Genomic DNA, 12,766 nt, shown 5'->3' with positions numbered 1-12,766 from the left:
TCAAGGAGAACCGCTTCATGGAAATAGAAGAATTCGGCTACAAGCAAGAGTTGAAACGCAGCCTGTCGCTGACCGACCTGGTGGTGTACGGGATGATCTTCATGATCCCTATCGCACCGTTTGGTGTTTATGGCTACGTCAACGCCGAGGCACCGGGGCTGGTACCGCTGGCCTACATCATCGGCATGGTGGCGATGCTCTTCACGGCCCTGAGTTACGGCAGCATGGCTCGGGCCTTTCCGATTGCCGGCTCGGTTTATTCCTACGCGCAACGGGGCCTGAACCAGCACATAGGGTTTATCGCCGGTTGGCTGATGCTCCTCGATTACCTGCTGATTCCACCATTGCTGTATGTGTATGCGGCCATGGCCCTGAATCATTTGTACCCGGACATTCCGAAGGTCGGTTTCATCCTGGCTTTCCTGGTCAGCGCGACCTTCGTCAATTTGCGGGGCATCACCTTCACCGCGCGGATGAACATCGTCTTTCTGCTGGCGCAACTGGTGGTGTTGGGGATCTTCCTGTTTTACGCCTGGAACGCACTGCACAGTGGCGGCGGCAACGGTCAGCTGACACTGGCGCCGTTGTACAACCCCGAGACGTTCAACTTCGCCCTGCTGATGCAAGCGGTGTCGATTGCGGTGCTGTCGTTCCTCGGTTTCGATGCGATTTCCACCCTCGCCGAAGAGACCAAGGGTGACCCGGGCCGCAGCGTCGGTAAGGCCGCGCTGATCACGCTGGTGGTCATGGGCGTGATCTTCGTTGTGCAGACCTGGATTGCGACGGATCTGGCGGCCGGTATGGGTTTCAAATCGGCTGACACGGCTTTTTATGAAATTGCTGAAATCGCCGCCGGCAGTTGGCTGGCAACCCTGACCGCCGTGTCTACGGCGCTGGCCTGGGGTGTAGCGGTGGCAATCACCTCCCAAGCGGCAGTGTCTCGTCTGCTGTTCGGCATGGCCCGAGACGGCAAGTTGCCAAAGGTACTGGCCAAGATTCATCCCAAACACAACACGCCGTACGTGAGCATCTACCTGGTGGCCGTGCTGTCGCTGGTGATCTGCTATCTGTTCATCAACTCGGTGGACACCCTCACCTCACTGGTGAACTTCGGCGCACTGAGTGGCTTCATGTTGCTGCACCTGACGGTCATCAACTACTACTGGCGTCGGCAGAAATCCGGCCAGGTGATCCGTCACCTGATCTGCCCGGTGATCGGCTTCATCATTGTCGCGGCCATCATGTACAACATGGGCGTCGATGCACAGAAGCTCGGCCTGATCTGGATTGCCCTGGGCCTGGTCTACCTGTTTGTACTGAACAAACTGGGCACCCGCACGGTACTGCCCGCCCCAAGCAACGTCTGACAAGAAAAAGAGCGGCGTCTGACAACCATTCAGGCGAGCGCCGATTTAACGCGTGGAAACCGACAGTGATAGTCAGGTTCGGTGCTAACCGCCGAACCCTTTGATACAGGAGTACATCCATGCTGGTCTTACGCCCAGTCGAGTTAACCGACCTGCCCCAGTTGCAACAACTGGCGCGCGACAGTCTGGTAGGCGTCACGTCTTTGCCGGACGACACCGAATGCCTGCGCGAAAAGATTCTCGACTCCTGCGCCTCATTCGAAAAAAACGTCGAGCGTCATGGTCCGGAGAATTACTTCTTCGTGCTGGAGGATCTGACCCGTGAGCGTTTGGTGGGTTGCTCGGAGATCCTTGCCACCGCTGGTTTCAGCGAGCCGTTCTACAGCCTGCGCAACCGGCATTTCACCAGCGCCTCGCGGGAGCTGAACATCGAGCACGGCGTCCCCGCGTTGTCGTTGTGCCACGACCTCAGTGGCCATACCTTGCTGCGAGGTTTTCATATTGACGCAGCGCTGGTGCGAACCCGGTTCTCTGAACTGCTGTCCCGGGCGCGGCTATTGTTCATCGCCGCCCACTCGCCACGATTTTCCGAAGTCGTCATCACCGAGATCGTCGGTTTCAGCAGCGATGAAGGGCAATCGCCATTCTGGGATGCCGTGGGCAAGCATTTCTTCGACTTGCCCTACGCAGAGGCCGAGCGACTTTGCGGCCTGGAAAGCCGAACCTTCCTCGCGGAACTGATGCCGCAATACCCGATCTACGTGCCGATGCTGCCCAAGGCGGCGCAGGACTGCATCGGCCGTATTCACCCCGATGGCCAGGAGGCCTTCGATATCCTCGAGCGCGAAGGCTTCGAAACCAACAGCTACATCGACCTGTTCGATGGCGGTCCGACGTTGTATGCGCGCACTCCCGGTATCCGCTCCATCGCTCAGAGCCAGACTGGCACGGCCAAACCGGGTGCGCCGATCAATGCCCGTGGCAGCTATCTGGTGAGCAACGATTCGCTGATGGACTATCGCGCCATCGTCGCCGATCTGGATTACCAGGCCGGGCAACCTGTGACCTTGAGCACCGAGATGTGCGCTGCCCTCAACCTGACCGAAGGCAGCCCGATCCGGCTGATCGCCCTGTGAGCATCACCCGGCCCCGCGCCCAACGACAGCGCCCGAGCGGGCGTGCAGAAGGAGTTGCATCATGATTGTCCGCCCGGTTCACGTCACCGACCTGCCCGCCTTGCTCAAACTGGTGCAGCAGGCAGGCCCCGGCTTTACCACCCTGCCGGCCAACGAGGAACGCCTGACCCACCGGGTGCGCTGGGCCCAACGAACGTTCGCCGAACAAGTCGAGCGCGCCGATGCCGATTACCTCTTCGTGCTTGAAGACGACGATCAGCAATTGGTGGGCGTCAGTGCCCTGGTGGGCGCCGTGGGCCTGCGCGAGCCCTGGTACAACTACCGGGTCGGGCTCACAGTCAGTTCGTCACCGGACCTGGGTATTCAACGGCAGATTCCGACGTTGTTCCTGAACAATGAAATGACCGGCCAATCGGAGATTTGCTCGCTGTTTCTGCGACCTGATCAACGCCACGGCAGTAACGGTCGATTGCTGTCGTTGGGGCGTTTGTTGTTTGTTGCCGAGTTTGCACACCTGTTCGGCAACAAACTCATCGCCGAACTGCGCGGCAGCGCCGACGAACAAGGGTGTTCACCGTTCTGGGACAGCCTGGGCCGGCACTTCTTCAAGATGGATTTCAGCCACGCCGATCACTTGTCGGGCCTTGGCAGCAAGTCGTTCATCGCTGAACTGATGCCACGCCAACCGCTCTACACCTGCCTGCTCACCGAACAGGCCCAGGCCGTGATCGGCAAGGCGCACCCGAACACGGAACCGGCGCTGAAAATCCTCACCGCCGAAGGGTTTGCCCATAAGGGTTACATCGACATCTTCGACGCTGGCCCGGTGATCGAAGCCCCGGTCTCGAATATCCGCACCGTGCGCGACAGCCAACCGCTGCTGCTGGCCATCGGCACACCCGACGAGCAGGCCCCGGTGTGGCTGATCCATAACCGTCGCCTGGAAAACTGTCGCATTACCGCCGCCCAGGCCAGGCAGGTGGGCAACAGCCTGATCGTCGACCGTCTCACCGCCAAACGCCTGCAACTGCAACCTGGCAACTCGGTTCGCGCCGTGCCGCTGCTCAATCAACAACAGCAGTCGGTGGCGGCATGACCGACGGTGGTCCACCCGCCTCTGCAAATTCGTCATCATCCTTCCCCCGCTCACGTGATAGCCTTTTGTTCCTTCGGCGTTGACACTTTTGCTCAAGCCCTTCCATTCCCGTTTCAGTGGTGGAACTCATATGTCCAGGCTTTCTCATCAAGATTTACGCCGTAACTTTCGCGAGCTGTTCGCCTCCAACGCCTGTTATCACACGGCGTCGGTCTTCGACCCGATGTCGGCCCGTATTGCCGCTGACCTGGGTTTTGAAGTGGGGATCCTCGGCGGTTCGGTCGCATCGTTGCAGGTGCTGGGCGCCCCCGACTTTGCCTTGATCACCCTCAGCGAGTTTGCCGAGCAGGCCACTCGCATTGGCCGCGTTGCCCAACTGCCGGTCATCGCCGACGCCGACCACGGCTACGGCAACGCGCTCAACGTCATGCGCACCATCGTCGAACTTGAGCGCGCAGGAATTGCCGCCCTGACCATCGAAGACACGCTGCTGCCAGCACAATTCGGCCGCAAGTCCACTGACCTGATCTCGGTGGCCGAAGGCGTCGGCAAGATCCGCGCGGCACTGGAAGCACGGGTCGACTCGGAGATGGCAATCATTGCCCGCACCAACGCGGGGATCCTGCCGATCCAGGAAATCATCAGTCGCACACAGCAGTATCAGAGCGCCGGCGCGGACGGGATTTGCATGGTGGGCGTGCAGGATTTCGAGCAACTGGAACAGATCGCCGAGCACCTGAGCGTGCCGCTGATGCTGGTCACCTACGGCAACCCGTTGCTGCGCGACGATAAACGCCTGGCCGAACTGGGCGTGCGGGTCACCATCGATGGTCACGGCGCCTACTTCGCCGCGATCAAGGCCACGTATGACAGCCTGCGGGAACAACGGCAGATCTTTACTCAGGCGTCGGACCTGAATGCGACCGAGTTGACCCACACCTATACGCAGCCTGAGGAATACATCCGTTGGGCAGAAGAGTTTATGAGCGTCAAGGAGTAGCGGTTTAGCAGATGAACCGCCCGGGTAACGCGCGTCAGATCGCGAACCACGGTCAAGCAGTTGTGCGCTAGGCAACAGATGACGCGGTGCGACCGGCGACCAGGACCGGATCGTCTGGTCCGCCGGCTACAACGCTACCGACTGAGTGATTTCCTACCCGATCACCGGCAAAACGGCACACAACTCAACGCGTTCTGGGCCCAGTATCCGGCACCAGCCTGCCAGACTTCCCCAACCTGTTTATCGTCACCGGCCCCACACGGGCATCGGCCACACCTGCGCGCTGCTCATCATCGAACCCCAGATGAATTACATTCTCGATTGCATCCGCACGTTAAAAGAACACGGTTTACGCAGCATCGAAGTACGCCTCGAAGCGGAACGTACCTACACTGAAATGACCCACCGGAAAATGAAACACTCCGTATGGACGTCCGGGGGCTGCCACAGTGGGTATCAAAGCAAGAGCGGTCATGTGATTGCGATGTTTGCGGGTTTCAGTTTCAGCTATCACCGATTGACCAGGGCGCTGAAAACCGACGATCACATGCTGTCCTGATCACGTAAAAGGAAGATGCCTAATGCTTTTGTTGGTTGTCGCAATCGCAGTTTTCGTGGCCTGGAGCTGGTTGAGTTACCCGGCCATCGGTCATTGGCTCTATGAATTGAGCATGTCGATAGAAGCCAAACTGTATCGACTGCACAAAATTGTCGTGCCGATCGCCGAAATGACCGTCTCGACCTGGCAAGGCGGGCCGTACGAAGCGTCCAGCAGCGTGCTGATGCTTCACGGCTACAGCGCCGACAAGAATATCTGGCTGCGTTTTGCCCGGCACTTTGTCGGTAACTATCGGGTGATCATTCCCGACATCGCCGGCCATGGCGAAACCGGCTTCAAGGCGGGCGGCGGCTACGACATTCCCTTGCAGGCCAAGCGGATGATCCAGTTGCTCGATGTCTGCGGCGTCGACAAAGTCCACGTAGTCGGCAACTCAATGGGCGGTTACATGGCAGCGTGGCTGGCGGCCACGTACCCGGATCGCATTGTTTCGGTGGCCCTGATCGACCCGGCAGGTGTTACCGCCCCCGAAGCCAGCGACCTGGAGCGGCATTTGGCCAAGGGCCACAACCCGTTCCTGATTCATTCACGGGAAGAATTCCAGCGCTTCTACGCCATGACCATGGCCGAACCGCCGTGGGTACCCAAGGTGGTGCTGGACGCCATCGCGCAACGCTACGAACAGCAATGTGAGGAGCTGGAAGAAATCTTCAGGGACTTGCGCGCCAGCCCGCCGATGGAGCCGAAACTACCCGACATCAAGTGTCAGGCGCTGTTGCTGTGGGGACACAAGGACCGCTTGATCGATGTCAGCAGCGTGGCGATCTGGAGCAAAGGCATCGCCGATCTGCGAGTGGAAGTCTGGGACCACACCGGCCATATGCCGATGGTGGAACAACCGACGAACACGGCGCGACTGTATCTGGAATTTTTGGCATCGCTGCGCTCGCAAAGCCCTCAGGATCAGCGGCTGCACTGAACATGCAGTCCTTTGCAGAATGAAGTCGGTAAGATTCTTCGTTTGTCGGCGCCGCGCAAGGCTGCGATCTTTTCCCGCATCCTTTACGTCACCGCACCAGGAATTCTTTCATGAGTCACCCGAGCTTCGTCAGCCCTGACCTGATCCGCCAACGCTTTTCCAAAGCGATGTCCGACATGTACCGCGTAGAAGTGCCGCTATACGGCGCGCTGATGGCACTGGTGGAACAGACCAACCGTCACGTGCTGGACAGCGATCCACAAATCGCCCGACAGTTGAACAGCACCGGTGAAATCCAGCGCCTGGACCTGGAGCGGCATGGCGCGATCCGTGTCGGCACCGCCGATGAACTGGCCACCCTTGCCCGGTTGTTTGCGGTGATGGGCATGCAGCCGGTGGGTTATTACGACTTGACCCCGGCCGGCGTACCGGTGCACTCCACGGCTTTTCGCGCGGTGCATGAGGCGGCGTTGCAGGTCAGCCCGTTCCGGGTATTCACCTCCCTGCTGCGCCTGGAACTGATCGACGACCTGGAACTGCGAGCGTTCGCCCAATCGGTGCTGGATAAGCGTTCGATCTTCACGCCCACTGCGCTGATTCTTATCGCGCGCGCCGAAACAAACGGCGGCCTCACCGAACAGGAGGCCCAGGACTTCGTCGAGCAGGCGCTGGAAACCTTCCGCTGGCACCACACCGCCACCGTGACCGCCGAGCAGTACCGCAAACTCAGCACCCAGCATCGCCTGATTGCCGACGTGGTGGCGTTCACCGGCCCGCATATCAACCACCTGACGCCGCGCACCCTGGACATCGACATCGTCCAGGCGCAAATGCCTGCCCACGGCATCACCCCCAAAGCAGTGATCGAAGGCCCGCCCCGCCGTCAGTGCCCGATCCTGCTGCGCCAAACCAGTTTCAAGGCCCTGGACGAGCCTGTCGCCTTCACCGATCAAACCGAGAATCGTGGCAGCCACAGCGCCCGTTTCGGCGAAATCGAGCAACGCGGTGCGGCGCTCACCCCCAAGGGCCGTGCGCTTTATGACCGTTTGCTCAACGCTGCCCGTGATGAATTGAAAGACGTCCCCAATGAAGCCAACGCCGGCCGCTACAACGCGCTGATGGCGCAGCACTTTGCAGAGTTCCCTGACACTTACGAAGGCATGCGCCAACAGGAACTGGCGTACTTTCGCTACTTCGTCACGGAAAAAGGTTTGGGGGCCGATGAGCTGAAATCGTGGTCGCTGGAGGATCTGCTCAGCGGCGGGTATTTGCAGGTTGAACCGTTGGTGTACGAAGATTTCCTGCCGGTTAGTGCCGCAGGGATTTTTCAGTCGAACCTGGGCGATGCGACGCAAACCCACTATGGCGTGCAGTCGAACCGGCAGGTGTTCGAGAAGGCGCTGGGGCGATCGACGATTGATGAGTTGGCGCTGTATGCCGAGATGCAGCGGCGCTCGATCGAGGCATGTTTCGCCGCATTGGACGATTAACCGTTAACGCCTCAAAAAGATCGTCCGAAGGCCTGAGCGGCGTTCGGACGATCTTTTGATCCTATTTCAGCTTCGTCAGCAACGCCTCAGCGGCAGCCTCGGACGATGCAGGATTCTGACCGGTAATCAGCAAACCATCCGTGAGCACATAACTCGCCCAGTCAGCACCTTTGGAATAGACCCCACCCTTCTCCTTAAGCATGTCCTCCACCAAAAACGGCACAACCTTCGTCAGTTGCACAGCCTCTTCCTCAGTGTTGGTAAAGCCCGTCACGCGCTTGCCTTTAACCAGCGACTGGCCGTCCGCGCCCTTGACGTGACGCAACACACCCGGTGCGTGGCAGACGGCCGCGACCGGTTTGCCCGCCTGGTAAAACGCTTCGATCAGAGCAATCGAAATCTTGTCTTCGGCCAAATCCCACAGCGGGCCATGGCCGCCCGGATAGAAAATTGCGTCGTAATCTTTAGCTCTCACGCTGCTTAGCACAGCGGTAGCCGCCAATGCGGACTGGGCGGCGGAATCTTTGCGAAAGCGCTCGGTGGCGGCGGTTTGCGCGTCCGGCTCGTCGCTTTTTGGGTCCAGCGGTGGTTGACCACCCTTGGGCGAGACCAGGGTCAACTGAGCGCCGGCGTCCTTGAAGGCGAAATACGGTGCGGCGAATTCCTCCAGCCAAAAGCCGGTTTTCTTACCCGTGTCACCCAATTGATCGTGTGACGTAAGAACCATCAGGATTTTCATGTCGTTCTCCTTGAGCTCGCAGATGTTCATTCATCTTAGCGCTGAGTTGGACCTCCAGACTGCAGCATTCGTTGCACCTTCCGCTCATTGGCCAAGCTCGACATGGCCGAAATCGACAACCCGTTGCGCTTCCGGGGTCAGTGCTTCAATGCGGGAACGGACATCAACTTAATTATTTAAATGACTACAACGTGCCTGAAAACCTGTGTAGTTGTAGAAGAGCACAGTCCCAAGACTGAATGGCAGTACCCGCCACCGATGTCGCTGCGGGCTTCACCAAATGACAGTGCCATGCCTTCGACATAACCACGTTTGCAAAAATACTCGCCAGGGCCAATGACGACGCCCTCCATCGAAGCGACGGTCAGTTTCAGGTTGATAACGTTGTTGTGCTGCAAGGCAAGAGTTGCCCTGTTTGCGGATCAGTGTGGAGGTGTTCGCCCAGTGTAATGGCCTGGCAATCCATGCACCGGTAAAGAGCCCTGACACTGGGCGAACGGGAAGTATTTTAATTGAAGTTTTCGAATATGTCCGAGTATATGAACATGAAATTTATCGAAATAACATTGATTAAATGTCGGCCCAAATATTATTTTACAGACCCGCGAACTCACCAGTTAGACCATTAAAACTGATTGTTCTTATACAAAAACTGTACACGCAACATAGAGAGCCAATACTCAACTTCAGTGCATACTGGTCACTGTCAATATGTCGGTATAGGTCACCACAACACTCTGTCCAACTTTCAGCTCTTTCAATTTCGCTTGGATTTCGGGTCTTACGACGTCAACCGTTTTGGACTGGCCGGCGGCGTTGGTCTTCAAGGCTTGCTGCTGTTCCAAGTCAATGGCGCCCTGCCGAGAGTTCCGACTCAATACCCGGTCATTTCCAGATAACCCTGCCCACCATGGCTACCGCTCAATTGCACCGGCCCTTCCCAATAGGGAATGCGCAACGCCATCCACGCTTTGGGGTTGAGCGCGCGGATCGTGATATCGAGGTGTTTGTCGGGGATTTTGATCGACCAGCGCACCGGCATCGAACGTCCGGCGACGTTGGCGGTGTCTTGCGGTGTGAGGCTGATGTCGGCGGGATGCAATAGCTGCGTCTGACCCTGAGCGTCGATCCAGGTGCCGGTGAGGTAGGGCGCGCCGTCCTTTTGCCGCATGCGGTAGAGCATCACCTGTTCGCCGCTGTCCAGGTGCAGGGAAAACCAGTCCCAGCCGGTCTGGTTGGCGGTCAGGGGCTGGCTGCTCCATTCGCGATCGAGCCAGGCCGGACCGCTGACCTGATACGTTTTGCCATCGATTTGCAGTGTGCCATTGGCCTGGAAAAACGGCTGACTGTAGTAGTACGACGCCTGCCCTTGTTCGGACTTCTGACTGAAACCTTTGTCGCCCTGAAGCACCAAAGGACGCGTGGAGGTCAGCCGTAGTTGATAGCCAAAATTCTTGTCCTGGGCGCTGAGTTGAAGATCCGCCATAGGGTCGGAACCCTGACTGCTGAAACGCCAGTCATCGATCCACGCGTCGAACGGCACGAGCCTCACACCCGCCTGGCCAACGCCACCCCGGGCGTAACGCTCGGCGGCGTGATGTTGCGTCGCCGACGTCACGGCCGCGTGGCCAAGCCAGATAAGTTGATTACCCCAGCCAGCGACTTCGGGCGTCGCCTTCAAAGCGCTGCGAAACAGCGTCCACTGCGCGCCGAACTCGCGCCCCTGATCGTCCTTGAGGTTGGCGGTGACGTACCACCATTCGATGCGAAAACCGTCATGAGGACCGTGATCCGCCGGAAAGCTGAACACCCGACCGGGCACCACCGGCGTAAACGCGGCGGCCTGATGACCCAGCCCCGCGAAGCCTTTCTCAACGGGCGCCGAGTTATCGCACCCGCTCAATAACGCCAATAGCAACACGCCGACCTTAATCTTCATGAGCAAACGTCCTCAGCAGATCCGCCGGTTGCGTGCGATACAGCGAGTACAGCGGCCACGCCGACGCCAATAAAGTCGCCAACAGCGCCAACCCCATCAGCTGCAACAACTGCATCGGAAACACCCGCAGCGGCAAGCGCCAGCCGAAGGCCTGGACGTTGATCACCGTGTCCAGGCACCACGCCAGCGCGATCCCCAACGGCAACGCCAGCACCAGGGTCAGCACCGCTAACAACCAGGTCTGCCCGAGATTGAGCAGCATCAATTGCCGACGAGTCACGCCCAGCGCCCACAAGGGGGCGAGTTGCCCGAGGCGGCTCTGACTTTGGGTCAACAGGCTGATGAACAGCGCCACGCCCGCCACACAGAGGGTCAGGCTATTGAGCGCGGCGGTCGCGGAAAAGGTGCGTTCGAACACTTGCGTGGACCAGCCCTTGAGCCGGGCCTGGTCGACGATGCGGCTGTCCTCCAGCGTGAAGCGGGTTTGCAACGCGGTCTGGAAAGCAGGGATCAACGTCGGGTCGATGCGCAAGTTGAAACGGCTGGGTGTCAGCTGCGGCCAGCCGCGCAGCAGATGGTTGACGTTGACCAGAATGTGGCCCTTGGGATTGCCGTAATCGGCGTAGATGCCGATGATCCGTGGCCACCAGGTGCCGTTCGGTGTGGGAATCGTCAAGTGATCGCCAAGGCGCACCTTCAACCGACGCGCCAGTTGTTCGCTGAGCATCAGTGTGTCGTCCTTGGCCAGTCGTTCCCAAGGGTTGTCGCCCAAGGCTTCCAGCAGCGGCCAATGCTGGCGATATGTCGGGTGATCGATCACGCCGAAGACGTCCGCCGGCCAGCCTTGCAACTGGATCGATACTTGCCAGTGGGGCAGCACTGCCGTGAGTCCGGGTTGCTGCTTGAGCCAGGTTTGCAGCGCTCTGGCCTGGGCCGGATTGCGCGGATTAACGTACAGTTCGGCGGTCAGGCGTTGTTCGAGCCAATCGCTGAAAGTCTGACGAAAACCGGCGGTCATGCTGCCCGCCCCAATGTTCGCCGCCAGTGCCAACAACAGCGCCATCAGCGCCAGGCTCAGGGCCGGCAGTTGCTGACGGCAGTCGGCGAGAAACCATTGGCCAAGTACCGAACGACTGCGATGCAGCACCCGATTCAACACCCAGTTGAGCACCACCGGCAACGCCAGTGCGGCGCCGATCAACAGTGCCGCCATCAGCACGAAGCCACTGCTCAGGCTGTCGCCAAAGATCAACGCCAGCAGTGCGATCACCGCGCCAATCACGGCAACCCAACCCTGGCGCCGCAACCAGCGCGCATGAGCCTGATGCCAGGCTTGCGGATCGGCCAGGGCCAGCAAAGGCAGGCGCGCGGCCCGCAACAAACTGTTGGCCCCCGCCAACAACGCGCCCAGCAGGCTAAGGCCGACGCCGCTGAGCCACCACCACGGACTGAGGCTCAACTGCCCCGCCACTTCGGCGCCGTACAACCCGCGCAGACTCGCGGCGACGTCCGGCAACAGCACGCTGGCCAGCAGGTAGCCGCTGGCGACGCCGACCAGTCCGCCGATCAACGCCAGACCGCCCAGTTCAATCGCCAGACAGGCGATCAACACTCGTGCACTGACACCGCAGGCGCGCAGGGTTCTGAGCAAGCCACGGCGTTGTTCCAGCGCCAGACCGATCGCGGCGTGGACGATAAACAGACCGACCACGAATGACAGAAAACCCAGCGCATCGAGGTTCAGGTGAAAGCTTTCGGTCAAGCGCGACAAAGTGTTCTCTTCGCCGCGGGTCTTGAGCTGCAACTGACCCTTGAATTGATCAGGCAGGGTCGCGGTGAAATCCTTTGGCAACAGCAGGCGTGACAGCTGATCCGGCAGGCCGAGAATCGGCTGAGCGAAGCCGATGTCCACCAACAGCACACCGGGGGCCATATCGGGTTGAGCACGCAGTGGCGGTAATGCCTGACCACTCACACTCACCGGGCGTTCGCCCTCGCGCAGACCCAGAGCCTGCAACGTCTGCGGCGAAATCCAGGTACTGCCTGGAGGGCTGAAAAACTCGACAACCTGCTCAATCGCCAACACCTGCCCGGCCAATGAGGAACCCGCGGGCAGCGACACTGGCTCGATCCCCATCAACTGCAAGCGCTGGTCGTCATGCCCCTTGAGCGTCACCCGACCTTGCAGGACCGGCGACACCGGCCAACCTGCACGGCGCAGGTCGACAAACACCTGTTGGGAGAAGGTTGCGCCACTGGGTGAACTGAGGCTGGCCTGGGGTTCGCCGCCAATCAACTGACTGGCCCGGGCATAGCTTTCACGCGCCTGGCTGTTCAGCGCCTGCACGCCGGTCAGCAGGCTGGTGGCGAGCCAGAGCCCGGTCAGCACACTGAAAAACTGCACCGGATGCTGTCGCCAATGACTGAGCAGCGCCCGCAGGGTCTCGCGACAGACCCGCAC

General features: G+C 59.7%; 9 protein-coding genes and 2 pseudogenes. 7 read left to right on the top strand and 4 right to left on the bottom strand.

What is annotated here, in order from left to right:
- The first annotated feature begins 17 nt into the window (after window positions 1-17).
- The 7 genes and pseudogenes from ACXPVS_RS13340 to hglS all read left to right on the top strand — a co-directional run bounded on the left by ACXPVS_RS13340 (window position 18) and on the right by hglS (window position 7,627).
- Window positions 18-1,367, top strand: a complete 1,350-nt coding sequence (locus tag ACXPVS_RS13340) for an APC family permease (RefSeq protein WP_458510351.1) — start codon at window positions 18-20, stop codon at window positions 1,365-1,367.
- A gap of 119 nt (window positions 1,368-1,486) precedes the next feature.
- Window positions 1,487-2,503 (top strand): arginine N-succinyltransferase, encoded by a 1,017-nt coding sequence (locus ACXPVS_RS13335; protein WP_458510350.1) that lies wholly within the window; start codon window positions 1,487-1,489, stop codon window positions 2,501-2,503.
- A gap of 61 nt (window positions 2,504-2,564) precedes the next feature.
- Window positions 2,565-3,599, top strand: a complete 1,035-nt coding sequence (gene astA, locus ACXPVS_RS13330; RefSeq protein WP_458510349.1) for an arginine N-succinyltransferase — start codon at window positions 2,565-2,567, stop codon at window positions 3,597-3,599.
- A gap of 130 nt (window positions 3,600-3,729) precedes the next feature.
- Entirely contained in the window at window positions 3,730-4,599 is an 870-nt protein-coding gene (locus tag ACXPVS_RS13325) for an isocitrate lyase/PEP mutase family protein (RefSeq protein WP_458510348.1), read from the top strand.
- Window positions 4,600-4,696: 97 nt separating this feature from the next.
- A pseudogene (locus ACXPVS_RS13320) lies at window positions 4,697-5,158 on the top strand (flavin-containing monooxygenase); the annotation flags it as partial.
- Between the two features lie 22 nt (window positions 5,159-5,180).
- A complete protein-coding gene (locus ACXPVS_RS13315) occupies window positions 5,181-6,137 on the top strand; it encodes an alpha/beta fold hydrolase (protein WP_458510347.1) in 957 nt (318 codons plus the stop codon).
- 110 nt (window positions 6,138-6,247) lie between these two features.
- Window positions 6,248-7,627 (top strand): 2-oxoadipate dioxygenase/decarboxylase HglS, encoded by a 1,380-nt coding sequence (hglS, locus tag ACXPVS_RS13310; RefSeq protein WP_458510346.1) that lies wholly within the window; start codon window positions 6,248-6,250, stop codon window positions 7,625-7,627.
- Window positions 7,628-7,688: 61 nt separating this feature from the next.
- On the opposite strand, the gene ACXPVS_RS13305 is transcribed toward hglS, so the two are convergent.
- The 4 genes and pseudogenes from ACXPVS_RS13305 to ACXPVS_RS13290 all read right to left on the bottom strand — a co-directional run bounded on the left by ACXPVS_RS13305 (window position 7,689) and on the right by ACXPVS_RS13290 (window position 12,766).
- Window positions 7,689-8,366, bottom strand: coding sequence for a type 1 glutamine amidotransferase domain-containing protein (locus tag ACXPVS_RS13305; RefSeq protein WP_458510345.1), 678 nt, complete (start codon window positions 8,364-8,366; stop codon window positions 7,689-7,691).
- 242 nt (window positions 8,367-8,608) lie between these two features.
- Window positions 8,609-8,770 (bottom strand): annotated as a pseudogene (locus tag ACXPVS_RS13300) (VanW family protein); the annotation flags it as partial.
- 470 nt (window positions 8,771-9,240) lie between these two features.
- A complete protein-coding gene (locus tag ACXPVS_RS13295) occupies window positions 9,241-10,305 on the bottom strand; it encodes a lipocalin-like domain-containing protein (protein ID WP_458510344.1) in 1,065 nt (354 codons plus the stop codon).
- Complete coding sequence (locus ACXPVS_RS13290; protein WP_458510471.1) at window positions 10,295-12,766, bottom strand: FtsX-like permease family protein; 2,472 nt, start codon at window positions 12,764-12,766, stop codon at window positions 10,295-10,297. The genes ACXPVS_RS13295 and ACXPVS_RS13290 overlap by 11 nt, the downstream gene beginning before the upstream one ends.

The sequence above is a fragment of the Pseudomonas sp. Ma2-10 genome, from assembly GCF_054330215.1.
This window is presented reverse-complemented; position numbering and strand designations above follow the sequence as displayed.